The following is a 24325-nucleotide window of genomic DNA, read 5'->3' as shown; positions in this document are numbered from 1 at the left end:
GTTTTAGTCTTGTTGTAGAGGGATTGTAACTTGGACGGTAGCACCTTTGCCAGGTCCATCACTATGGATAGATAAGGTACCGGAATGACTTTCGATTATAGCGCGACTGGTAGCCATTCCAATTCCACTGCCTTGGGCTTTGGTGGTAAAGCCTCTTTCGAATAATTTATCAGTTTGCTTGGGCTCAAAGCCAATTCCACTGTCTTGAATGGTGATTTCCAGCTGATCCCCCATTTCTTTAAGATCAATAGATAGTTGATGATCTTCACCTCCGGCATCATCAATCGCATCCAATGCATTCTTGATTAGATTAATGAAAACCTGAATTAATTTCGTGCGGTCGCCGGTAAATTTGGAGCAGTCCTCCGGAATATTTGCCTCTAGTTTGATGCGACGTTTTTCAATGCTGGCCATTAGTATAGACAAGGCATCGTAAAGCACACTCTTAATGTGAACCGGATCTCTTTTGGTGTCACCGTTTTGATATACGTATTGGCGTTGAATATTGAGAATATCACTGATATGACTAGTGATTCCCATTTGCTCCTTGAGGTTTTGACTGAGCTCTTCCTCCAATTTTCTCTGATTTTCCTCCAGCCCAGTAACTAAATTTACCAAGGCTTGAAATTTGCCTTCACCTAAGGCCTCAGTTAATTCAGCCTGCTTAACTTCAAAAAACTTGAGCAGCTTTTTGAGAGTATCCAAATCGCTGCTTTCTAAACTGCGACGTGCTTTCGTGAGGTGAGAACCAATGCCCACTACTGCATTTCCAATATCGTGTAAAACGCCTGCCGCCATTTCGAATTTAGAACGGTCAATTGCCATTTTCTGATTCAAATCAGCAAGCTCTTCTTGGGCTGTATGGTAATTGGTGATATCATCGAAACTATAAACAATGGACTCCTCTGATACTTTGTTGATGGAATAAAAGAAGTGCCGAATAATCTTTTCTCCCTTGTATTCCATTTCCACCGTTTGCTTTTGTTGGGTAATCACAAAGCCGGTAGGATCGGGGAAGTTTTCTACTTTTTCTGCTATTCCGGGGGCAATCATCTCCAGTAGATTCAAAATATTCGTGGGTGCTTGTCCCGCTTGTTGAAACAAGGGCAAAACCATTTGTTCTGCCATTTGATTCATATGTCGAATATTTCCGGGTTTATCCGCTACAATGAGGCCAATTGCAGCTTGGTCCAGGATGGTTAACAAGTCCTGACCAGAGGGTCCTGAGTGGGGCGTTTTCATGTCTCTAAAATTCATAAAAAAATCCGTAACCATTGCTGGATACGGATCTTGAGTTTATAAATTTTTCTAATGATTATTTGGAAACCATCAGCTCTTCTTCAATTACCTTTTGAAGATTGTGTTTAGGCATGGCACCACGCGACATCATTGGGGTTCCTTCCATTGGAATAAAGAGAATCGAAGGAATGCTTTGGATTCCGAAAGCGCCTGCTAGCTCTTGCTCTACTTCGGTATCAACCTTATAAATGATGATGTCGTCTTTGTATTCATCACTCAGTTCTTCGAAAATTGGCGCTACCATTTGACAAGGTCCACACCAATCGGCATAAAAGTCGATAATGGCGGGTTTGTTACCCTGGTATTTCCATTCTTTATATTGAGTGTAATCAAACACGTCTTTTTTAAATTGCTCGGTACTAAGTTTTACTGTAGGCATTTTTCTCGTTTTACGCTGCAAAGGTAGAAGGAGCATTCCTACCTTAGCGTGTCATAAGTTACTCCCACCCATTATATAATGAATAATGATCGCTGGGTCAGGATTTTAGTCTCTGATCGTTTTTTTGGGATAAGCGCTTCTCTTTTTCTGGCGCTCTTTTTAGGACTCTACCGTTCCTTTGGTATTTGGCAGGAATATTCAGCTAGCGGTCATTCTCTTAGCTTTCGCGTGATAAGCTTCAGTTTGGTGCTCTGGGGCTCCACTGCAATTTGGGAGCAATTATTAAAAGCTAAAGCCCGTTGGTTTCGCCGATTTATTCAATTTTTAAGTGGAAACCTTTTTCTATTTCTCTTACTCAACATTTTTTGGCTGGGGCAAGATTGGCAATGGAACAGTTTTTTTAGTCTCAGCAGCGATTTTGCCCTTACCTGGATTTGGCCTATCCTGGTTCAAGAAATGGCATTAGCATTTCGCCAGTCTCCAGCTAGAGAAGAGCCCGAATTGAATATTCAAGATGAGGGTGGTCGCCTAGAACTAAGTCTTCCGCTAAGCCAATTTAGATATGCCGCTTCCGAAGGAAATTACATCGAAGTCTACTGCGATCGGGGAGAAGGGCTGGAGTCCATTTTAATTCGCCAAACCTTAAAGAAGCTACTAGAGCAATATCCGGAGCATCTCATACGGGTTCATCGTAAGTATGTGGTAAATCCCAATTTGATTGCCGAGGTCTATTGGCATTCCAAAGATTCGTATCTCAAATTGCCAGGAGGAATTCAATTGAAAGTAGGGAATAGCTATCGCGAGGTTTTGCAAAAGGCCTGGCAGAAATCTTAGTTTCTAAGTCTGTATTCTTCTTCATCCCAGAAATGGCGATTTTATCCCAAAGTCTTGATATTCTTGCCCAAATAAGAGAAATGGCGGATTTTTGAACCATGTCATTTCAGAAAATACTGCTCCTAATTACGGGCATTGGCCTGGCCTTATGTCCTACTATCCCGGATGAGGAACCTTATTTTTCCGGTCAAATATTCCTGAAATCCCAATTGCTGGAACAGCCGATTTATTTGGCTCAGGGAATAGCTAATCGAGATCATTCTGTTTCGGTAGATAGCAATACCGTTTTTGATATTGCTTCCGTAAACAAGTCTTTTATCGCCAATTTGGTATTGCAGGCTGTGGCTGAGGGCCGATGGGATTTGAATACGGAATTGAATAGTTTATTAGCACTTTATGGTTTTGATGCCCGCTTTAAACCAGGTATTACATTGCATTTAATGCTTTGCCATCGCTCTGGTTTAGGGGATTATGATGATTTGCCAGAAGATTATCATCAAGATGAATTTCGACCTTTTAAGCGACTCCATTTTAATAATGATGAATACCTCAGCTTTCTGGCTCAAGTGAAACAGGCAGAAGCCGGTCAGGATTTCCATTATTCCAATTTTGCTTATCATATCCTTCCCATTTTATTGGAGGCCGAGTATGGTTTGTCCTTTCAGGAAATCTTGCATCAAAAGATTGCTAAACCGCTAGGAATGAAGGTTGCTTACGCGCCTTCCAGTCATCGGGAAATCATTCCTCATTTAGCTGTAGGCTATCGCATGGAGAATGGACAGTTCAGGGCTAATGATTATATCGATTTAAGTTTAGGGCGCCGGATTTTCTGCCGTGCTCAAGAGCTGATGCTTTGGCTGGAATCGGGTGGAGGTCGGTCCTTACTACCGGATAGTTTAGCAGCCTTAGTGATGCAAAATCACCTCCAGGATATTACTTCGGATAAGTCTTATGGTTATGGCTGGGTGTATTATCCTAAAGGGGCTCATTATGAGATGGGGGACCTCGATCTGGATCCATCCTATTTTATCCACGGCGGCAGTACCGAAGGCTTTCAATCCCTAGCCATTTCTGTTAATGATGGCGAAAGTAATTTAGTGCTTTTGGCCAATAATGGAGATGGCAAAGCGCTCTTTGAAAGGGCTAAATCAATACTTAAAAATTTATATGAAAAGGACTAAGTTTTACCTCGCTTTATTAATTGGATTAGTAGCTGGTCCAATTCTCCCTGCACAAAACATTTTGGGTTTATGGCAGGTGAGCAAGGTGATGGTTGGAGATAGGGAAATGACCCCACAAGAAAAGTGGATTCGCTTTTCGGAACAAGGTTTCGAAGGGGGGAATGGTCTTTTACAAAATGGTGCTGGCACCTATCAATGGGATAGGGAAAATCTAAAGCTTTCTATGGACGATAGTTTGGGCTTTGAAGATCCCAATAATGCCTTTAGCGTAGAAGTTTCGGATTCTACTATGCAGTGGTCTCGAGAGGAAGAAGGTATGCAGGTAAATGTTTTCCTAAAGTGGATTTCAGATTTACCCTTGCGCTTGGCAGATAAATTAGTGGGGGTTTGGGAAGCGGATAATCAAGATAGTTTGGCCTATGTCTTTTTCCGTTGGGATCGAGTTTATATAGCTGTTTCCAAGGATGGGAAACGAGAATCCGGACTCTGGTATGCCCATGCGCATCGCCCTGAGCTAAGCCTTCATCCTTGGGATAAAAATAAAAAGTCCCGCCATTTTAAAATTATAGCGGGACCGTGGAGAATACTTCAATTGAAAGCCACGGATCAAAGTGGCCTCGAGTGGATTTTTTCTCGGAGAAGGAGTTTTCCGAACTAAGCTTCTTGGGCTGCCCAAGATTTGCAATAGCCTCCGGGTTCTACACCTCCGTTTACAAATAGCATGCATCCGGCACAACTGCCTTCAAATTTATCAGGTTGGAAGAAGCGACAGTTTTTACAAATCTTATCGGCTTCGGTGCTTTTAGATACATAGGCAACGCTTTCGCGTACTTCTAAATCGGAATCACTCAAATTGGCATTTTGGCTAGCGCAAGCACCGGCATCAGTGGATGGCTTAGCGCTGGTATTGGATGATGCGGAAGGAGAGCTGTTCCCACTATCGGAATTCTCACTGGCACCGCCACCACAGGCTTGTAATAGAGCTGCGCCGGAAAATGCGGTGAGGGAAAGTAATCCGGCTTTGGCTAAAAATGTTCTGCGATCTGTCTTGCTCATTGTCCTCTGTTTTTAGACTATCAATATTAGTGAGAAAGGCTCGAAATTCCTCAGAATCAGATTATTTGGACTTAATCCAACTTAAGGGCTAAAACGAAAAAACCCTCCGTATTTCGGAGGGTCTATTCAATTCTGGAAGAGCAATTTAACTTAGATATATTGTTCCATAAAGAGTGGTTCTTTCAATAAACCCACTCGGATAGGTTTCACTTCTTCATACCAAACTTCTACTTCTTCGATACGGATCAGATCATCTTCAATACGCACTTTAGAATTACTGTCATAGTCCTTAAAAACGTCTTCTTCATCTGAATTTTTCCAGCGCTCCTCAATGCGTTCCGTCTCCGGACAATCGGTGCAGAGCAAACCATGATCTGTCATGGTCCAATAATGTCCAACCATATCAGGGTCCCAATAGTTTTGGACATTGGCGATATCATCAATAATACTCTCCGTGCCAGGCCCCAGGAATACGGTATCCCCTTCAGCGAGATAAAGTACCAAGCGGATTTTTTGAGCACGGTATAATTTCCCTTCCGGGATGGTGTAATAGATGCCTGATACCACTAAGCCACTATCTACTTTCAAAAAGTGCTCGGGACTGCGGGCATTGAGTCTAGCTTCATCTCGGCTGGAACCGCGACCATCTACCTTTTTCAGCAAATAGCTATGGGCCGAATTAGATCGCTTGATATCAAATTCAATATCTGAGAAATAGCTTTTACCATTGTAGATATACCACTGATCTCCATTGCGATAACCACTCATCTGTTCGTAGAGGCTGTCTTTGTTCACCTCCATATAGATCATACCATTATTGGTCACCAAATTGTATTCCTGACTTTGAGTTGCATGATCCTCGAATTCATGGGCCACTTTTACGCCACTAATGGCTAATAGGATAACTCCAGCCAGAGAGGTTAAAGCTAAGCCACGACGAACACCGGAGTTTAAAGGTTCAATACCGAATACGATACGCAAGCCGTAATAAACCAGCAATAACAAGGGCCCTAAGAGCAAGAGGGTAGCACCAATCATCATGCTGTTGTAGGAGCTGCTGTCTATGGCTAAGAGTTGAAAAATATTACTGAGTTCACTGATATTGTAGTGGTAATCGTTGATTTCAATCCCAATGAAAAGTGTAATGGCCAGGGTGGCGAGAATTACGATTCCTATGCCTAAAAAGACAAAGCCAATGGCTTTAAAGATGAACTTTAGGATTAGTCGGATTAATTCAAAAATCCCACTAAAGAGTTGAGCAAATAGACTCTGACCACTGCGACCTACATTACGTGCTTTTCCCCCCAGCTCAGACATTCTTGCACCAACGGCGGCACCTTCTTCTTTTACGAAGTTCTCAATATTGCTGAGGGTAACTGGCTTTCCCCGCATTTGCAATTTCTCGGTGGTGGTGCGAGCGGCAGGAATAATGGCCCATAAAATCAGGTAGAGTAAAAATCCAAATCCAGCAAAGAAAGAAGCCAGAAATAGAATTCGAATCCAAAGGGCATCCATATTGAAATAGGCTGCCAAACCCGAGGCAACACCACCAACAATGCGATTATCTACATCACGGTGTATTTTCTTGCCATTACTACTATAGCTCTCTTCATAAGTGTACTTAGTACTAGAGGCCATTTCTTCATCCAAATAATCCTCAGGGCGACCCATAATAGCAATTACTTCATCTACATCCTGAATATTAATTACCTGCTTACTTTCACTGGTTCTTTCACGGAAGAGCTCAGCCATGCGGGTTTCAACGTCGTTAAGGATTTCAGAACCGCCATTGGTTTGGATAAATTGCTGGCGCAGAGCACCTAAGTAGGCTTCCAGCTTATTGAAGGCATCTTCATCAATATGAAAGATCATGCCTCCTAAATTGATATTTAGTGTCTTTTTCATGATGTTTTATTTTCGTTGGTTTCGTTCATACTGTGATTGACAGCCTCCTGTAATCGTTCCCAGGTTAGGCGTAATTCTTTGAGGGCAGATTTTCCCAATTCAGTCAGGCTATAATACTTCCGAGGCGGACCGCTGGTCGATTCTTCCCAGCGATAAGCGAGAAGACCCCCGTTTTTAAGGCGAGTTAGTAAGGGGTACAAGGTTCCTTCTACCACTATTAGTTCGGCCTTTTTTAGTTCTTCGATAATCTCGTTGGCATAGGCATCACGCTCTTGCAACATGTTTAGGATGCAGAGCTCCAAAACGCCTTTGCGCATTTGGGCTTTGGTGTTTTCCAGATTCATGATGCAGTGCTTTTAAATTCGATGGAGCCGGAGAGCAGAATGATATTCGCTTTGCGCTCTTCGCGATCATTAATGATGATGATCAAATGCGGACTAAGCCTTTGCCCCTTCTTTTTGAAGATCAGCATTTGACTGTTTTCATCTTCATATTCGCTGGGTACGATGGCTAGTTCATAGCCAATTTGTAAGAGCTCCTCCACGATTTCCTTTTCCGAGCGTAAACCGGGTCGGTATTCATCAAATCCGATGAAACGCAAACGACGGATGGTGCCACTAATGCGCTGCTCCAGGTCATCGGTGTCGATATCAATATCAAAATCCTGGAAAATGCCAGCATCCAAATTAACGGCGATGCTAAACTTATCTCCAGAGTAGCGCTCGTAGATCGCATCCACCGGATCGGTGTTTTGGGCAAATCCTCCAAAATAACAGAGGCTAAGTATTGCCAGGGTGAGACGTTTTTTCATTGTTCTATGTTTTGTTAAGCAAAGATATGTTGAAATATCAGTACTATGCAAAACAAAGTACTGTAATATTTTTTAAAATAATGTAAATGAGTTAATTACAAATTGGCTCCAATTGCATTTGTGATTCCTTGCTCGAAATTGCGGAGGTGAATTGAGGAGAATAGTCGCTGAATTGTTCAGCGGATTGGCCAATTAATTTGATCCGATAATCCCTTCAATAGGTAATCATATTGAAATTGAATTTCAGAACCTTGATGATTTACCTGGCAGAAGCTTACGGTTTTAAGGGGGAAATTGGGCCCCAAGAGTAATCCGCCTTCGCGAGGACTGCGTTGCGGGTCTAAATGAAATTGACGCAGATCGGAAGCCTTAGCTAGCTTTTGCTGATGGAGCCACTGCTCAAAGCGATACTTTCGGGCCTCTCTGATATTGGAGTGGTAGAGTTTGGTGCTACTCCAGAAATGAGATTGAGTAGGGTCAAGGCGATTCCAGATATCACCATCCGGATTATGTTCCAATTGCCAAAGCTCGCCGGCTTTGCTTAGAATAAGGGTGAATGGTTCTACGCCCTGATAATCTATTCTCTGAAAGGCATCGATATTGGGATCTTCCAGGAAGTCAATTAATACCTTACCGCGGCTGTGGCGATAAGGTAGCTTGCGCAGATAGGGAACACTGCCGCCATTAAGCAGGCAGGCAGACCAACCTGATTCATGGGCACCCATCCAAGTACCACCGGCTTTTAAATCTTGGGGGAAATGAAATTTACCCCTCAAGCCATCTTCATCAATGATACGAGATGAACTTTCGCGATTGGGAAGCTCATCTCGATTATGACTAAGGATATAACCTTCCGCTTGAGGGATATAGCTTAAGCTACACATGATTAGCTTTTACCATGCCCTTTCCAGGGACGGATGATCAAGCGAATTTTACGATCGTAACTAAAGTAGTTTACCAACCAATTAAAGAACACCACCATGCGGTTGCGGAATCCTACCAGGCTAATTAGGTGCACGGCCATCCAAACCGCCCAACCCGGGAATCCTTTGAGCATCAGTTTACCATACAATTCGGCCACCGCTTTATTGCGACCTACGGTTGCCATGGTGCCCTTATCTTTATAAGTGAAGTTTTTCCATTTGGCTGTATCGGAGCTGTTATTGAGGTTTTTTGCGAGGTTTTGACCTTGCTGAATGGCCACCTGAGCCAACATGGGATGCCCTTTGGGATTTTGCTCATCGGCCATAGAGGCCACATCGCCAATGGCATAAATAGTGCTATGCTCTCCAATTTGATTGAGTCCGTTCACCTGATAGCGTCCGTGGTGAAAGTCTTTGCCTTCTTCCAAGCCCGGAATAATATTTCCGGTTACGCCAGCCGCCCAAATAAGGGTAGAAGCAGGTAAATCCTTTTTATTGGTTTTAACCGTTTCGCCATCATAAGATTTAACCGCGGTATTGAGCCAAACTTGAACACCAAGGGTTTCCAGATATTTTAGGGCATTACGCGATGAAAAATCCTGCATGGGAGGTAATACCTTACCCGCCATCTCGATTAGGTGAATCGACATCCGACGAAAGTCGAGATCCGGATAATCATTCGGTAAAACGTGGTTTTTCAATTCTGCCAAAGCACCGGCTAATTCGGTACCGGTAGGGCCTGCGCCCACAATGGCGAAATTCATCAGCCTTTCTCGGGCTTTCAAATCTTGGGTTAAGGAAGCCGCTTCGAAATTCTGGAGGATTAAGCTGCGCAGGTTTAAGGCTTCTGGCACCGTTTTCATGGGCATACCCAATTCTTCCACGGTTTTCATGCCGAAATAATTGGTGCCACTACCTGTAGCGATCACCAAATGGTCAAAATCCAATTTTCCGATATCGCATTGCAGAATCTTATTCTCGGTATCAATGCTTTCGGCCTTAGCCAAGCGGAAATAGAAATTAGGCAGCTTACGAAAGATATGCCGGATGGGATAGGCGATGGAGTCGGGCTCCAATCCAGCTGTAGCTACCTGATATAGAAGAGGTTGAAAAGTGTGATAATTATGCTTGTCAATCATCACCACTTGATAGCGTTGATGATTGAGCTTTTTAGCCAGATTCAAACCACCGAAGCCGCAGCCGATAATTACGACTCGCTCGAGGTTTGTATCCGGAATATTTAGTCCGTTCATGGTGTTTTATTGCAATCCGCTCAATATATAATCGTATAAACCATGTCCCGGTTCATATTTGGGTGCAGTAAAGCTATGAGTCTTGTAAAGGGGTGGTTTAACGATTTCACGATCGATCATTTCTACCAGCGTATCGTAAAAGTCGGTAGAGGTTTTTCCTACTAGGAGAGGACTAAGATCGATGTCATTAAGGTACATCCGTAAAATCTTAACGAAGCCGCTAAGGTACAGGTAATCTTTAGTGAAACCACCGCCACGGAAAATTCGTGTACAAAGGCTAAAGGCATCGTTTGGATTCATGCCCTCATCTTGATGCAGGTAACGGAAGCATTGATTGAAATCGGCACCATTGCACATCATATCTACCACCTTTACTCGAGTGGCTAATTTCTTCAATCGCTTGAGCGTGATATTTCCGCTGAGCAATTCAGCCAGAATCGCTAAACCTTCTTGAGTACGGGTATTTACCGGTAAACCTAAATTGAAGATTTTAAGATCCTGAAGATTCGAGTTTTGGGTAGTAACCATATGTACGCCCAATTCATGCTCAATGAGTGCTCCTAATTCTCTTTCTGTAAAATGGGCATCCGGACGAATGAGTACCGTTTTACGGGAGTTAAGCACCATTACCTGAGAGATAACCCGCTTGCTCAATTCAATTTTTCCTTTCATTTCGTAGCGATCCATGGCTTCTTCAAAGCGCTGAATCACTTGCTCCATTTCTAAATAGGGCATGCGCTTAGGTTCGCTAGGAATCGCGGGTAGGAGGGAGAGGTACTGAGCGTTTTGCAAGTCATTATGACTTGGGCGCCCAAAGTATCTCAGGGAATTATAAAGGAATTTCTTGGAGTTTAAACTGGCCAGCAGATCTACCTTATCAAAGTAACTGTTAATTACCGCCTCATAGAGGTAGCGAATGGATACATCGCTAATTTCCTGAGTCTTAAGATTACTTAAGGATTGTTTAAGCTCGAAGGGATGAATCTTAATGGGGCTATAGCGGAAATGTGGCACCTCATTATACTTCTTCTTAAAAAAGCGCTTGCGCTCCGTATCAATATTGATTGGGTTTACATAGGCCAGCAACTCGAAATTACGTAGGAGCTTATGCAGTTGTCGGTCAATTTTAAGCAAAGAAGGGTCAATGCCATTATGTAAGAGTACGCCGGGCGCCTGACTATTATAAGATGTTTCTTTATCAATAAAATGACGGGCACTATTAAGGATAGCAGTTTTAAGGTGTCTTTGCAAATTGCGGATCACATCCGGATAATCAATCCCATTGGATTCGTCGCAGTAGACCTTTTTAACCTCAGTGGCTAAAACCAGGGTATTGCTAAAATTAGTGCTTAGAAATTCCAGGTTATAACCTAAACCTTCGAACACATCATTGATGGCGCAAACACTATTTTCATTGGGTACTTGAATCTTTTCCAATTCTTGCTGCCAATGATTGATATATGGACCAAAGCGTTCTTGATCAACCCTAACCGTACCAATGTTAAATAAAGGTACCTCACGATCCCAGCGTTTCCAGTTATAGGAGTGCATATCGAAGACTATGCATGCTTCAAAACGCTCTTCTAATCGGGCTACCAAAGCCCTCAGAATGCGGTAATAATTATGATGCTTGCGCAGACTTTGACTTTGCTCTCTGGGACTGAGTTTTTTCTTCCATACATCTTTGCCCCAGGCTGTTTCGTAAATGGCAGCAACCGGGCGACGATTCAGATCATACTCATAGCGTGAATCACAGCCTACCAGAGTGATGGGCATAGACGATATAAAAGCGTCGGTATGGGGGTCTTCCTCATACCATCGTTGATAATCGTCCAAGGCAATGCGAGTTTTTAAAGATTCGCGCAGTTTGGAACCGGCGTGAATGGCGGTACAGACATAAGGAACGTAACGTTCAATTTTAATCTTTAAACCACCATCGCGGGTTTGGGCATCAAAACACTCGCCTTTGCGAATTAGCCTAATGATCTCATCAGGACTCAGAACTTGCGTCGTCATACAAAATCTCAGGACGAAAATCGTCTTTAAGTTCACGGCGGGTTTCCACCACCTTCTCGAGATAATCGATTATTTTTTCCTGTAAGCGAACCTTATAAAGGCGATTGATGTCCTTTAAGGTTCCAGGGCTTAATACATTGATTTCGATCAATTTGCCATTGATTAAATCCAATCCGGCATAATAAATACCATCCTTAACCAGCTTTTCACCAATCTTTTTGCAGAGGATCTTATCTTGTTTGGTGAGTCGGTATTTCTCCACCGATCCACCTGCTGAAATATTGGAACGAACGTCTCCGGCAGTTGGTCTTCGGCGTAAAGCCCCAATCGGTTCACCATTGAGCATGATTACCCGCACGTCACCTTCTTCAGCCCCTTCTATATAATCCTGAAGGATTACATAATTCGATTTTCCTTTTTCGCGATGAATGTAGAAATCGAGGAGGGAGCGAATATTGTGCATCGCTGATTTCTCAATCACAATTACACCACTGCCACCAAAGCCATCCAGAGGCTTCATGATCATTTTTTCCTGCTCCGAATCCTGAATAATACGCAGTAAATAATCCAAGTTTTTAGATACGTGGGTAGTGGGAATCAAAGCCCGATCTGGATCGTGATAAGCGGCGGTATAAATCTTATTGTTGGCTTCCCGTAAACCATTCACATTATTGATGATAAATACTTCATCCTTAATGGAGTCGAGGAAATTGAGCACCAAATTGTCTAATGGCGGATTATCGCGCATAAAGATCACATCGAAGCTATTTAAAGGGCTCATTTCGGTTTGGAAATTTACCTCCCGATAAAAGGCCTTAATGCTATTGGTGGTTTTCTCTTCGGGCTTAATCCACTTGCATAAACTTAGGGTTACGCTATCGCGGATAGTAAGATTGGCGGCATGGGTAATGGCTACCTCATGCTTGCGTTTTACACATTCGTGAATAATGCGGATGGTGGAATCCTGAGCGGGATCTACCCGTTCCCAAGGATACATGATGAAACAAATTTTCATTGGAGTATTATCGTTTAAATGGGATTTTCTGGCCGCCTTGTTCAAATACCATCGATCCTTGTTCAGGGTCAAAGGTCACTTTAATAGTTGCGGCTTTAAATTCGAATACGTGATTTCCGCGCGCTTCCATGGGGAAGGAGGGTTGGCCAGTAGCCTGACCTTTTAAAACACCATCTTCAACAAAGAATTTAATATCCAGCGGAAAGTGATCTGATTTATAGTTACCAGTGTATTGCTTTAGATCATCTACGGCTACATCCACAACTTCAAAGCTGGGAAGCTGATAATCTTCTTGTTCAAAATAGATCGAGAGGAGGTCAATTAGCAATTGGTTAAGCGGATACTGTGTGCCATTCAAGCACACGGCAATGGCTAGGTCATCGGCCGCCATATAAGAAGCATGACTTACAAATCCATCAATCCCTCCATTATGGCCATAAGCAGAATGGCTGTAAAAAGGGTAGAAGAAGAGGCCTAATCCGGGAGCCTGCCCGTTTTTCATTTGGGCTACACTATTCTTTTCCAGAATCTTGCCTTGCTGTAATCCTCGCATAAACTGGCAAAGATCACCGGTGCTGCTAACGATACCGCCTGCGCCCAATGGAACCGTGGGATGCGTATTGGAGGCTTTGGTCCACTCGCCGGTCCAATAAAAACTTTCTTGTTCTCCCTTCTTCTTGGTATCAGCGGTATAGAAATAAGTATTCTTAAGCTTTAAGGGATTGGCAATTTTTGCTTGCAATAAGCTGGCAATTGGCTGCTTGTAAATATCCTCTAGGATATAACTTAGTAAAACATAATTGGTATTGGAATAAGAGAAGTCCGAGTCGGGGCTGAAGTCGGATTCTAAACTGGCAATCCGTGTAAGCATTGCTTCACGACTTTGTTCCTTTTCCATGATTTGCAGATAGCTTTCGTCGTCGGTAAAATTGTGAATACCACTGCGATGGCCAAGCATCATTTTGATGGTGATCTTATCGGCATTAGCCACTTGAGGAAACCACTCTGATAATTTACGATCCAAGCTTAATTCACCTTCTTCCACTGCCTTCATTACCATAGTGGCGGTAAAGGTTTTGGAAATCGAGCCAATGCGATAGAGCTTGGTGCCTTCATCTTTAGCTGGGCTGGATTGAGCAAAGCTTCCTTCGTAAAAAACTTCACCTTTATGATAGATACTAAAGCTGCCAATGACTTGATTTTCATTGCTAAGTATCTCAACCAGAGAGTCGAGTCGCAAAATTCTATTATCGGATTGACCGTATAATGTGACTGAAGAAAAAACTAAAGAAAGGAGGAGCAATTTCGTGAAGCGCATAGGCGATGATACTTTTTAATGATCATAACGAAATTACAGTATAGGCCGCACATTTCAAGGGGTAAAAAATAGAGGACTTCACTTTTTTTTATGGAATGTGAAGTCCTCGTAATAAGAATTAACCTCTAGTTTAAATTTTAAATTTTTAGAATTGAATTGGTCTTGATACATTTGGGAAATACCAAACTCCCCCAATGCGAATTGATATCGTATTTCTAATTTTTCTGGGCTTTGCTGTGCTTATGTGGCTAGTGGCACTAATCACCAAGCTCTTTCCTGCTCGTAAACCCAATAGCCTTTATGGATATCGGACCGATCGATCCATGCGAAATAGGCGTAATTGGAATTATGCACAATCCTTATTACCTAAAATGTTTTTTCGTGTTGGATTGTATCATATTCTCTTAGCCGCACTATGGTCAGTTTTACCCCCATTAAATGATAGTATGGGGATCATGCTTTTCGGATTAGTGCTTATTGCTGCTTTCGGCTTAGAGCTCTATCGCAGCGAGTATAAGCTTAAGAAATACTCTAAAGAACGTTTTTAAGATTTGCTGAAGGGATCACTAAATTTCTCGTCATTAGAAATCACCGGATCACTTAAGGTTTTTAGGAAGGCCACCAAGGCACTCTTTTCCGCCTCACTTAGATTTAATAAACGCACGCCACCATTTGGTAATCGTAAGGGAATACTAAGGTTGGGGTTGTTTTGCACACCACTGCTATAGTGTTCAATTACCTCCTCTAAAGTATTAAAGCGACCATCGTGCATATAGGGCGCGGTTAATTCAATATTTTTTAAGGAACCCACCTTAAACTGACCTACTTGATTGGGATTGCCATTCTGGCCACCAATCCCCTGATCGTCAGCATTAGTAAGGTCCAGGCCATTATTACGTGGTCCAGGAGCAATAAAAGCATCGGTACCATGGCAGGCAGCACAACCAATAGCTGGACTGAAAAAGAGGCTTTTGCCTAAATTCTCTTCTGCACTAAAATTGGGGAAGTCTAAGTTTCGATTGTTCACCTCTTGCAAGCCCAAATCGTACTTGCTGTTAAAGCTCACCATGCTCCGGATAAATTGGGCTAGGGCTTTACTGATACGGTCAGAGTTTATCTCATCGCTACCAAAAGCCGCCACAAAAAGCTCTGGATAGTAATCGAGACCTTCAATACGGGCAATTAAACTATCTAGGGTCATCCCCATTTCTACCCCATCTTGAATGGGCATTAATACCTGTTCTTCGAGACTATTAGCTCTTTCATCCCAAAAGAAATGTCCATTAGCATAAAAACGACTATTGGCCAGGGACATGGAATGACGACCTGTTTCACCATTCTCAAAACCGAAGCTTAAGGTAGCAGGATCACTAAAACCATTCTCAATTTGATGACAGGAGGCACAAGCGATGGTGGCATTGGCACTCATTTGCTTATCATAAAATAATACACGTCCTAAAGTTGCACCAGCATTGCTAATGGCATTATCAGCGGGAGTGTTGTCGGCATTGGCCACCGGACCTGCTAAGAGATAATTTGGCAAGTTCTGTTGAGCATAATTGAATGGGCTTTCGGGAAGTTCAGGGCGGAGGAGGGAGGATGAATTAGGTCCGGAACTTGATATACCGGAGCTACTGCGGTCTTTTTGGCAACTGCATAGAAAAAGAATTGCAATTGCTATGGTGAAAATGGGCTTGATCATAATGGCTTATTTGCTAAATGGATAGATGTTTTAGGAATTGGTTTAAACAGAAGTCCTAAGAATTTTTAATCAGCCTGCGATTTTCTACTTTGCAAGCCCCTCACTCTATGAAAATATGCGCAAAATAATTTGGCCATTTGGACTCCTATCGGGTTTAATAATTGGCTCCGGTTTTTTTATAAACGTCGGAAATTCAGACCTTAATTCGGGAAGTTCTGAGATACTCCGCTACTTATTCATGATTTTGGTTTTTGGCCTCATCCTATTTTTTGCCGTGCGATTACTGCAGCAAAAAGTGTTTTTAGGAGAAATCAATTTTTCGAGGGCCTTTATTGGTGGGTTTTACATAGTCTTGATTGCCTCAGTGGTTTATGCATTGATGTGGGAATTGTATTTCGCCAACCATGGCCATGAGTATGTAAGTGCCTACTTGGCGAAGATGAAGGAACGTTTGGATGCCAGTAGTCTGGGGCAATTGGAAATTGAATCTCGCTATACCAATCAAAAACAAATTATGCAGTCTTATGAGGATAGTTTCCTGGTTCGATTTGGTTTAACTACCGCAGAGATATTTCCGATTGGATTAATCATCGCTTTGGCCAATGCATTTTACTATTCTGTTTTGGCTCGTAAGACTGAAAAAAGCCATCTTTGATCCATGCATTCATTGGAAACAGCGGGCTTCCTGATTTTAGGTTTAACCGCTCTTACGACATATTTAGCTTTTCAAGATCGTCAACGTTTTGAGGCCATGCTCTTAAGGGTGGCCGATCTAAAAGCCGGTCAATATTATCGCCTCTTTACATCGGGCTTTATTCATGTAGACTGGACCCATTTCTTCTTTAATATGTTCAGCTTGTACATCTTCGCTGGCTCCTTGGAAGATTCATTAGGCATGCTCAATTTCGTTTTGATTTATTTCAGTAGCATGGCAGCCGGAAGCTTATTAGCCTGGTTTTACCACCAGAATAATCCGGAATATAGAGCGGTGGGAGCCTCCGGAGCGATAAGCGGAATTATTTTTTCGGCCATTGTTATGGAGCCGGGCATGGAGTTGAGTATGTTCTTCCTGCCTTTCTTTTTTCCTGCTTGGATCTATGGATTGGGCTTTATTCTCTATTCCATTTATGGAATCGGTAAGCAACACGATAATATTGGTCATGAGGCGCATTTAGGTGGCGCTTTAGCCGGATTGCTCTTAACATTGCTGCTCGAGCCACAGGTTATGCAAACCAATACAATGACGATTATTTACCTGGCGGTTCCCAGTTTAGTGTTCTTGATCATCTTGTTTTTCAGACCTCAATTATTGCAATGGAATACTGGTGGACCTGGTCAGTCTATGACCATTGATGATCGATATAGGGCTCGTCGGGCAGATCAAGAAGAGGAATTAAATCGTATTCTGGATAAGGTAAAACATTCGGGTCCAGAGACTCTAACTGATCAAGAACGTCAATTCCTTCGCGATCATTATTGAAGCTGGCTAAAAGCCGTATTTTAGCCCCATCTAAATCAGTAAAATGGCCAATAACTTATTAGCTGGAAAGAAAGGAATCATCTTCGGAGCTTTGAATGAAGATTCTATCGCCTGGAAAATTGCCGAGAAGGCACATGAACAAGGTGCTCAATTTGTTTTGACTAATGCTCCCGTTGCGATGCGCATGGGAGAAATTAATAATCTGGCAGCCAAAACCGGTTCGGAAGTAGTTCCTGCTGATGCTACCAGTATGGATGATCTTAATAACCTGTTCGAAAAGGCAGAGTCCATTTTGGGAGGTAAATTGAATTTTATCCTGCACAGTATCGGGATGAGCGTAAACGTTCGTAAAGGCAAGGAGTACACCGATCTCAATTACGATTGGTTAACCAAGGGATGGGATGTAAGTGCCGTGTCCTTCCATCGTGTAATGCAAGTGGCTTGGCAACGTGAAGCCATGAACGATTGGGGTAGCATTTTAGCCCTTACTTATATTGCAGCGCAACGTACATTCCCCGACTATAATGATATGGCTGATAATAAAGCCTTTTTGGAGAGCATTGCTCGTAGCTTCGGATATCAGTGGGGTGTGCGCAATAAAGTGCGTGTAAACACCATTTCACAATCACCAACTCCAACTACTGCCGGTAGCGGTGTTAAAGGATTTGGTGGTTTCATTAACTACGCTGAAAAAATGAGCCCATTGGGTAATGCTACAGCAGATGATTGTGCAGACTATGCCATTTCTCTCTTTAGCGATTTAACCCGCAAGGTAACCATGCAAAACCTCTTCCACGATGGTGGCTTTAGCAGCACCGGAGTAAGTGAAGCCGTAATTGAGCGCTTCGAGGAAGATTAGAATAAAGAATTTGTTTTAGAAAGGCCCTTCGAATTTCGAGGGGCTTTTTTTTTGTGACTATTCCCAAAAGGAATCCTATCACTTTGTAATTCAGGGTATCAAATTCACCTTTTTAAGGAAAAGACCCTTCTCATTAAGCCAATGTTAAAAACATGTGGAAAAAGCCTGCAATTAGGCCCTGGTAAAGGCTTTCAAGCTAGGTCTAATTCGGTATCTTTGAGAATTATCACATTTAGCGTAACTGCAAGAATATGAGTGAAGTACAAAAAGATTACGGCGCTAGCAGCATTCAGGTACTGGAAGGTCTGGAAGCGGTTCGTAAACGTCCTTCGATGTATATCGGAGATGTGGGGGTTAAAGGTTTGCACCATTTAGTATATGAGGTTGTAGATAACTCCATCGACGAAGCCCTCGCTGGCTACTGCGATACCATTGAGGTTACTATTAACGAAGACAATTCTATTACCGTAAAGGATAATGGACGGGGTATTCCAACGGATATCCACGAAAAGGAAGGTCGCTCTGCCGTAGAGGTAGTTATGACCGTTCTCCATGCCGGAGGTAAGTTTGATAAAGACTCCTATAAAGTATCCGGTGGTTTGCACGGGGTAGGGGTTTCCTGTGTGAATGCTCTTTCAGACTATTTAAGAGTAGATGTTCACCGTCAGGGTAAGAAATACTACCAGGAATACAAGCGTGGGGTACCTGATTATCCCCTAAAAGAAGACGGTGCCACGGATTACCGCGGAACCATCGTGAGCTTTAAGCCCGATGCGACCATCTTCCAGGTAATGGAATACCAATATGAAATTTTAGCTTCTCGTTTACGTGAATTGGCTTTCTTGAATAAAGGAATTAGCATTTCACTTACCGATAAGCGGGTTACTGATGAGGACGATAAGTACTTAAGCGATCGTTTCTTCAGTGAAGGTGGATTGGGAGAATTTGTAGAGTTCATCGATGAGAACCGTGAAAAACTGATGCCTCAGGTGATCAGCATGGAAGGTGAGCGTAACGATATCCCGGTAGAGGTTGCGATGCATTACAATACCTCTTTTAGTGAGAATATCCACTCTTATGTAAACAACATTAATACCCATGAAGGGGGAACCCACCTGGCTGGTTTCCGAAGAGCTTTAACTCGTACCCTTAAGCGTTATGCGGATGAAAGCGGAATGTTGACCAAGGAGAAGGTAGATGTGAGCGGAGATGACTTCCGTGAAGGTCTTACCGCCGTAATTTCGGTTAAGGTGATGGAGCCTCAGTTTGAAGGTCAGACCAAAACCAAATTGGGTAACTCCGAAGTATCGGGAGCGGTTGATCAATTAGTAGGGGAGATGCTTTCCAATTATTTGGAAGAAAATCCCAATGAAGCTAAAATGATCGTTCAGAAAGTTATTCTGGCGGCCAAGGCGCGTGTTGCTGCGAAAAAAGCACGCGAAATGGTGCAGCGGAAAACGGTAATGGGGGGCACTAGCCTACCCGGTAAGCTTTCCGATTGTTCTGAAACAGATCCCGAAGTATGTGAGATCTTCCTCGTGGAGGGTGATTCGGCCGGTGGTACTGCCAAACAAGGGCGTGACCGTAATTTCCAGGCCATCCTTCCATTGCGTGGTAAAATCCTCAATGTGGAGAAAGCCATGCAACACAAGGTTTTCGAAAATGAGGAGATTAAAAACATCTTTACCGCGCTTGGGGTAAGTATGGGAACCGAAGAGGATTCCAAAGCTCTGAATACTTCTAAGCTCCGTTATCATAAAGTAATTATCATGTGTGATGCGGATGTGGATGGTAGCCACATCGCCACTTTGATTCTTACCTTCTTCTTCCGTTATATGAAGGAATTGATTGAAGCGGGTAATATCTACATTGCCGCTCCTCCTTTATACTTAGTGAAGAAAGGCAAGAAAGAAGAATACGCTTGGAATGATGATCAACGTGATGTTTTAATCAGTCAGATTGGCGGTGAAAATAAATCTTCAGTAGGTGTACAACGTTATAAGGGTCTTGGTGAGATGAACGCTGAGCAATTGTGGGAAACCACCATGGATCCTGAGAAACGCACAATGCGTAGAGTTACGATTGACAGTGCTGCTGAGGCCGATCGCGTATTCTCCATGTTAATGGGAGACGATGTACCCCCTCGTCGGGAGTTCATCGAAAAGAATGCGAAATACGCCAAAATCGACGTATAAATTTTTAAAAGCCCTCTCCGGAGGGCTTTTTTAATGCTTCTTTGCGACGAAGATATTCCTCATCTGCCAGGCCATTAATAGCGGCTTGATTTAAGGCCGCCAAATCGCGATAGTAGTTTTGAGAGCTTTCCGGTATTTCTTGGGCCCAATGGCAAATAGGGCAGTGTTCTATAAGCTTGCGCTTAACCGGAATTACAGGAATAAAGAATAAGCTGATGAAGTTCTTTAATTCCAATAATTGAAAGTAGGAGCTATTATTACAATGGGGACACTTCCTCTCTTCAGTAGGGCCCAATAAATTCTCCTTTTGATCGTATCCGAAAATAAATATCATCCTTTTAATCTTTCAATCGTATTCATCCAATTCATCAGCATTTCACGTCCGCCCTCCGTCATTATACTTTCCGGGTGAAATTGGATTCCGGCTAAAGCAGTTTCTTCGGCTTCAAATGCCATAACAATAGAATTGGAGCGTTTAGCTACCACTTTAAAGCGATCTGCAAATTCTCCCTGAGGTCGAATGGCCCAACTATGATACAGGCCAACATTAAAGCTCTCATCCAAACCCTTTAAAAGCCAAGTGTTCTCCTCCCGATGTACTATCCGACTTATACCATGAGCCACCTCTTGCTGATTGTAGAGCTCGGCACCAAAGTACTCGGCGATAGCCTGTGCTCCCAGACAAATTCCTAAGATGGGCTTAGATCTATGATATTGATCGATAAGCTCCATGCAGAGTCCGGCATCTTGCGGCAAGCCTGGCCCTGGTGATAGAACCACAGCGTCAAATTCTTCAACTTCCTCCAGTTTAAAATCGCGATTGCGTTTCACCATTACATCGGCGCCCAATGCGCTGAAATAATGTTCCAGATTATAGGTGAAGGAGTCGTAATTATCGATCAGTAAAAGCTTCATAACTTGAGCGCAAATTGATGAAAAAATGAAAGAAATCGTATATACGGATCAGGCTCCAGCCCCGATTGGTCCTTATTCGCAGGCTACTGTGTTTGGAAATCAGGTTTTTACTTCCGGACAAATTGCCATTCATCCCCAAAGCGGAGACTTGATTACCGATACTATTGAAGCTGAAACACGCCAGGTTTTGGAAAATTTGAAAGCGGTTTTGGCTGCGGCCGGATGCGAAATGAGCGATGTTCTTAAATGCAGCATCTTTATTTGCGATATGAATCAGTTTCAAGCCATCAATGCGGTTTATGCCGAATACTTCGATGAAGCAATGGCTCCAGCTCGCGAAACAGTGCAGGTAGCAGTATTACCTAAGCACGTAAATATCGAGATATCAGCAATCGCCATTCGTAAGGGATAAAAGCCCAGCAGGGGAGGCAGCCTTGCTTCTTTTCTGCTAAATTTGTGGCTTCCAAATTCTACAATCATTAAAGCATATTTCAATGGAATTTGATTTGATCGTATTAGGTAGCGGCCCCGGAGGATACGTTACCGCTATTCGCGCTTCGCAATTAGGCTTAAAAACAGCCATCGTTGAGCGTGAAAGTCTGGGCGGAATCTGCCTCAACTGGGGTTGTATTCCAACTAAAGCTTTGCTAAAAAGTGCCAACGTATTTGAATACATCAACCATGCAGAAGACTATGGTCTGAAGGTGGATAATGCCGATAAAGATTTTGGCGCTGTGGTGAAACGTAGCCGTAGCGTAGCAGAAGGAATGAGCAATGGTGTGCAATTCCTGATGAAAAAGAACAAAATCGAGGTTATTAAAGGTGAAGGAAAAGTTCTTCCCGGTAAGAAGATCGAAGTAAAGGATGCTGATGGTAAAAGTCAGACCTATAGCGCTAAAAATGTAATTATCGCCACAGGTGCTCGCAGTCGTGAACTTCCTAACTTACCTCAAGATGGTAAGAAGATCATCGGATATCGTCAAGCGATGGTATTACCCGAGCAACCTAAGAAATTAGTAGTGGTAGGTTCTGGTGCCATTGGAGTGGAGTTTGCTTATTTCTACAATGCCATGGGTACTGAGGTAACCATTGTAGAGTATATGCCTAATATCGTTCCGGTAGAAGATGAAGAGGTATCCAAGCAATTGGAGCGTAGCTTTAAGAAAGCCGGAATTAAAATCATGACCAATGCCGAAGTAACCGGTGTTGATACCAGTGGTGATGGTTGTGTAGTAAAAGTGAACAGCAAGAAAGGCGAAAGCAGCATCGAATGTGATGTAGTATTATCCGCCGTTGGTGTTCAAGCTAATATTGAAAATATCGGCCTCGAAGAGGTAGGTATCCAAACCGAAAAAGGAAAAATCAAGGTAGACGACTTCTACAAAACCAATGTAGAGGGGTATTATGCCATTGGTGATTGTGTACCTGGCCAGGCTTTGGCACACGTAGCTTCCGCGGAAGGTATTATCTGTGTTGAGAAAATTGCCGGTCACCATCCACAAGCCTTAGATTACGGTAATATCCCAGGCTGTACTTATTGTTCTCCTGAAGTAGCATCAGTGGGAATGACGGAGAAGGCAGCTAAAGAAGCTGGATATGACGTGAAGGTGGGTAAATTCCCATTCAGTGCAAGCGGTAAAGCCAAAGCCGCTGGTCATGCCGATGGTTTTGTGAAAGTAATTTTCGATGCTAAATACGGTGAGTTCTTAGGTTGCCATATGATTGGTGCCAATGTTACTGAGATGATTGCCGCAGCAGTAGTTGCCCGTAAGTTGGAAACTACCGGAATGGAAATCGTGAAATCCGTACACCCTCACCCAACCATGAGTGAAGCTGTAATGGAAGCCGCCGCTGCTGCTTATGATGAAGTAATTCACCTCTAGGAGAACAAAGATTCCCTTTGGGAACAAACCATTTGAGATCCCTGATCGTATTCTTATTGCGATCAGGGATTTTCTTTTTTCGCAAGAACTGACAAAAACAGGTGCTTAAAATCTTAAAAAACCGCTAAGGCGGTGTTAAAAAGGGGACTTTAACATTTTAACTGCATTTAATTTTAAAAATTAGCCCCACTAACCGTTTATTCTTCCCAACTGCTACTCGGGCGTCAAATATTGTATTATGGCAAGTTTGAGCTTGAGGGAAGGAGTCCAAGAACACCTGTTATTAGAAAGGCCTATTCTGCAAGGTCATCTTGTAAAAGATTTTTCTGACTCCTGCCTGGATCGAAATGAAGGCTACAGTATAAAGTACGCCTACAATAGCCACGAAACCTATTGGTTGAATGGTAAAAAGTTTCATTTAGCTCCCGGCGAATCCCTCTTCATAAACCTTAAATACAGCAAAGCTTATCACTTCGAAGCTTCAAAGCTGTCTCGCGGACTCTGCGTTTACTATCAGGAAGAAGAACTTCAAGATCTCTTTCAGGTATTAAAGCAGCAAAAGATTATTGATTATAATTTCAGTGCTTTTGAGCAAATTCCTGAATTGCGTTTCGAAAGAGGAACGCATCTTAATCAAAAATTAAAATCCATTTGTAGTGATCTCCAAGATGACCATCATAAAATAGATTTGGCTGGTTTTGAGTCTATCCTGGAGGAGATGTTAATGGAAATAGATTGGGAGATAATTGGATATAACCGTCGATTAAAAGAATTTAATCCATCCACTCGGCAGGCTCTTATAAGGAAAGTTATGGCCGCAAGAAGATTTATGATTAATAACCTTCATAAAGCCCTAAAACTGGAGGATATCGCCAAGGAAGTGGCAATGTCACCCTTTCATTTTCAGCGACAGTATAAAAAGGCCACCGGAAATAGTCCTACCCGTCATTTAGTGGAATGGAGAATTGCCAGGGCTAAAGAACTATTGGAAGAAGATGAGCATTCCGTGTTGGAAATCTCAACTATGTTGGCCTACAATGACTTACCTACATTTTCTAAAGCCTTTAAAAGGGAAGTAGGATGTAGTCCCAGCCAATGGACTAAAAAAAATGAAGTTTTAAGTGTATAAATTTCAATAAATGCCCAACGCAAGAAACATTTATAACGTTTTAAGAATAGATGTTTCAAGGTATTTATTCGCACTAAAACTTTTTTGAAATCGTCTTGACCTGGTCAAAGTATGCTTTGATTTATTGGTTATCCTGAAAACCCGCTCTTGCTGCGGGTTTTCTTTTTTAACT

At 42.7% G+C, this 24325-nt stretch carries 25 protein-coding genes; 11 read left to right on the top strand and 14 right to left on the bottom strand.

Annotated features, from left to right (window positions below; translation table 11 throughout):
- Positions 1 to 3: 3 nt before the first annotated feature.
- Together H4K34_RS00620 and trxA are read right to left on the bottom strand one after the other, a co-directional pair.
- On the bottom strand, positions 4 to 1242 hold the full coding sequence (locus H4K34_RS00620) for a sensor histidine kinase (protein ID WP_210758900.1): 1239 nt from the start codon (positions 1240 to 1242) through the stop codon (positions 4 to 6).
- Between the two features lie 73 nt (positions 1243 to 1315).
- A complete protein-coding gene (gene trxA, locus H4K34_RS00615) occupies positions 1316 to 1714 on the bottom strand; it encodes a thioredoxin (RefSeq protein WP_281384664.1) in 399 nt (132 codons plus the stop codon).
- A 42-nt stretch (positions 1715 to 1756) separates the two neighbouring features.
- Here trxA and H4K34_RS00610 point away from each other — a divergent pair, with 42 nt between their 5' ends.
- The 3 genes from H4K34_RS00610 (at position 1757) to H4K34_RS00600 (ending at position 4351) form a co-directional block, all read left to right on the top strand.
- Positions 1757 to 2512, top strand: coding sequence for a LytTR family DNA-binding domain-containing protein (locus tag H4K34_RS00610; protein WP_210758898.1), 756 nt, complete (start codon positions 1757 to 1759; stop codon positions 2510 to 2512).
- Between the two features lie 98 nt (positions 2513 to 2610).
- Entirely contained in the window at positions 2611 to 3693 is a 1083-nt protein-coding gene (locus H4K34_RS00605; RefSeq protein ID WP_210758897.1) for a serine hydrolase domain-containing protein, read from the top strand.
- Positions 3680 to 4351, top strand: coding sequence for a hypothetical protein (locus H4K34_RS00600; RefSeq protein ID WP_210758896.1), 672 nt, complete (start codon positions 3680 to 3682; stop codon positions 4349 to 4351). The genes H4K34_RS00605 and H4K34_RS00600 overlap by 14 nt, the downstream gene beginning before the upstream one ends.
- Here the strand turns inward: H4K34_RS00600 and H4K34_RS00595 are convergent.
- From H4K34_RS00595 to H4K34_RS00555, 9 genes are all read right to left on the bottom strand, one after another.
- Positions 4348 to 4749, bottom strand: coding sequence for a high-potential iron-sulfur protein (locus tag H4K34_RS00595; protein WP_210758895.1), 402 nt, complete (start codon positions 4747 to 4749; stop codon positions 4348 to 4350). The two genes, H4K34_RS00600 and H4K34_RS00595, sit on opposite strands and share 4 nt — an antisense overlap.
- Positions 4750 to 4899: 150 nt before the next feature.
- Positions 4900 to 6654, bottom strand: a complete 1755-nt coding sequence (locus tag H4K34_RS00590) for a PspC domain-containing protein (RefSeq protein WP_210758894.1) — start codon at positions 6652 to 6654, stop codon at positions 4900 to 4902.
- A complete protein-coding gene (locus H4K34_RS00585) occupies positions 6651 to 6998 on the bottom strand; it encodes a PadR family transcriptional regulator (RefSeq protein ID WP_210758893.1) in 348 nt (115 codons plus the stop codon). Before H4K34_RS00585 ends, H4K34_RS00590 begins: the two co-directional genes overlap by 4 nt.
- Positions 6995 to 7465 (bottom strand): DUF4252 domain-containing protein, encoded by a 471-nt coding sequence (locus tag H4K34_RS00580; protein ID WP_210758892.1) that lies wholly within the window; start codon positions 7463 to 7465, stop codon positions 6995 to 6997. Before H4K34_RS00580 ends, H4K34_RS00585 begins: the two co-directional genes overlap by 4 nt.
- A gap of 176 nt (positions 7466 to 7641) precedes the next feature.
- Positions 7642 to 8349 carry an NRDE family protein gene (locus H4K34_RS00575; protein WP_210758891.1) on the bottom strand — a complete coding sequence of 236 codons (708 nt, stop codon included), beginning with the start codon at positions 8347 to 8349 and terminating at the stop codon, positions 7642 to 7644.
- Positions 8350 to 8351: 2 nt separating this feature from the next.
- Positions 8352 to 9641: an NAD(P)/FAD-dependent oxidoreductase gene (locus tag H4K34_RS00570; protein WP_210758890.1), complete on the bottom strand. Its 1290-nt coding sequence runs from the start codon at positions 9639 to 9641 to the stop codon at positions 8352 to 8354.
- 6 nt (positions 9642 to 9647) lie between these two features.
- On the bottom strand, positions 9648 to 11657 hold the full coding sequence (locus H4K34_RS00565) for a flavohemoglobin expression-modulating QEGLA motif protein (protein WP_210758889.1): 2010 nt from the start codon (positions 11655 to 11657) through the stop codon (positions 9648 to 9650).
- On the bottom strand, positions 11632 to 12672 hold the full coding sequence (gene gshB, locus H4K34_RS00560; protein ID WP_210758888.1) for a glutathione synthase: 1041 nt from the start codon (positions 12670 to 12672) through the stop codon (positions 11632 to 11634). The genes H4K34_RS00565 and gshB overlap by 26 nt, the downstream gene beginning before the upstream one ends.
- Positions 12673 to 12679: 7 nt before the next feature.
- Positions 12680 to 13990: a serine hydrolase domain-containing protein gene (locus H4K34_RS00555; RefSeq protein ID WP_210758887.1), complete on the bottom strand. Its 1311-nt coding sequence runs from the start codon at positions 13988 to 13990 to the stop codon at positions 12680 to 12682.
- A 194-nt stretch (positions 13991 to 14184) separates the two neighbouring features.
- On the opposite strand from H4K34_RS00555, the gene H4K34_RS00550 reads away from it, so the two are divergent.
- Positions 14185 to 14538, top strand: a complete 354-nt coding sequence (locus H4K34_RS00550; RefSeq protein WP_210758886.1) for an SdpI family protein — start codon at positions 14185 to 14187, stop codon at positions 14536 to 14538.
- Here the strand turns inward: H4K34_RS00550 and H4K34_RS00545 are convergent.
- A complete protein-coding gene (locus H4K34_RS00545) occupies positions 14535 to 15692 on the bottom strand; it encodes a cytochrome-c peroxidase (RefSeq protein WP_210758885.1) in 1158 nt (385 codons plus the stop codon). The genes H4K34_RS00550 and H4K34_RS00545 overlap by 4 nt on opposite strands.
- 115 nt (positions 15693 to 15807) lie before the next feature.
- Between H4K34_RS00545 and H4K34_RS00540 the strand changes: the two genes are divergently transcribed.
- From H4K34_RS00540 to gyrB, 4 genes are all read left to right on the top strand, one after another.
- Positions 15808 to 16347, top strand: a complete 540-nt coding sequence (locus H4K34_RS00540) for a DUF4199 domain-containing protein (protein WP_210758884.1) — start codon at positions 15808 to 15810, stop codon at positions 16345 to 16347.
- A 3-nt stretch (positions 16348 to 16350) separates the two neighbouring features.
- Positions 16351 to 17172: a rhomboid family protein gene (locus H4K34_RS00535; RefSeq protein WP_210758883.1), complete on the top strand. Its 822-nt coding sequence runs from the start codon at positions 16351 to 16353 to the stop codon at positions 17170 to 17172.
- 43 nt (positions 17173 to 17215) lie between these two features.
- Positions 17216 to 18031, top strand: a complete 816-nt coding sequence (locus H4K34_RS00530; protein WP_210758882.1) for an enoyl-ACP reductase FabI — start codon at positions 17216 to 17218, stop codon at positions 18029 to 18031.
- 251 nt (positions 18032 to 18282) lie between these two features.
- Positions 18283 to 20226 carry a DNA topoisomerase (ATP-hydrolyzing) subunit B gene (gyrB, locus tag H4K34_RS00525; RefSeq protein ID WP_210758881.1) on the top strand — a complete coding sequence of 648 codons (1944 nt, stop codon included), beginning with the start codon at positions 18283 to 18285 and terminating at the stop codon, positions 20224 to 20226.
- A 4-nt stretch (positions 20227 to 20230) separates the two neighbouring features.
- Here gyrB and H4K34_RS00520 read toward each other — a convergent pair whose 3' ends face one another.
- Both H4K34_RS00520 and H4K34_RS00515 read right to left on the bottom strand, forming a co-directional pair.
- A complete protein-coding gene (locus H4K34_RS00520; protein ID WP_210758880.1) occupies positions 20231 to 20560 on the bottom strand; it encodes a zinc-ribbon domain-containing protein in 330 nt (109 codons plus the stop codon).
- Complete coding sequence (locus H4K34_RS00515) at positions 20557 to 21141, bottom strand: anthranilate synthase component II (RefSeq protein WP_210758879.1); 585 nt, start codon at positions 21139 to 21141, stop codon at positions 20557 to 20559. Before H4K34_RS00515 ends, H4K34_RS00520 begins: the two co-directional genes overlap by 4 nt.
- A 25-nt stretch (positions 21142 to 21166) precedes the next feature.
- Here H4K34_RS00515 and H4K34_RS00510 point away from each other — a divergent pair, with 25 nt between their 5' ends.
- The 3 genes from H4K34_RS00510 (at position 21167) to H4K34_RS00500 (ending at position 24153) form a co-directional block, all read left to right on the top strand.
- Positions 21167 to 21553: a Rid family detoxifying hydrolase gene (locus tag H4K34_RS00510; protein ID WP_210758878.1), complete on the top strand. Its 387-nt coding sequence runs from the start codon at positions 21167 to 21169 to the stop codon at positions 21551 to 21553.
- Between the two features lie 82 nt (positions 21554 to 21635).
- A complete protein-coding gene (gene lpdA, locus H4K34_RS00505) occupies positions 21636 to 23024 on the top strand; it encodes a dihydrolipoyl dehydrogenase (protein WP_210758877.1) in 1389 nt (462 codons plus the stop codon).
- A gap of 238 nt (positions 23025 to 23262) precedes the next feature.
- A complete protein-coding gene (locus H4K34_RS00500) occupies positions 23263 to 24153 on the top strand; it encodes a helix-turn-helix domain-containing protein (protein ID WP_210758876.1) in 891 nt (296 codons plus the stop codon).
- Positions 24154 to 24325 lie beyond the last annotated feature (172 nt).

The organism is Croceimicrobium hydrocarbonivorans (assembly GCF_014524565.1).
GTDB lineage: Bacteria > Bacteroidota > Bacteroidia > Flavobacteriales > Schleiferiaceae > Croceimicrobium > Croceimicrobium hydrocarbonivorans.
The sequence above is the reverse complement of the archived record's forward strand: the minus strand, read 5'-3'. Positions and strand labels throughout refer to the sequence as shown.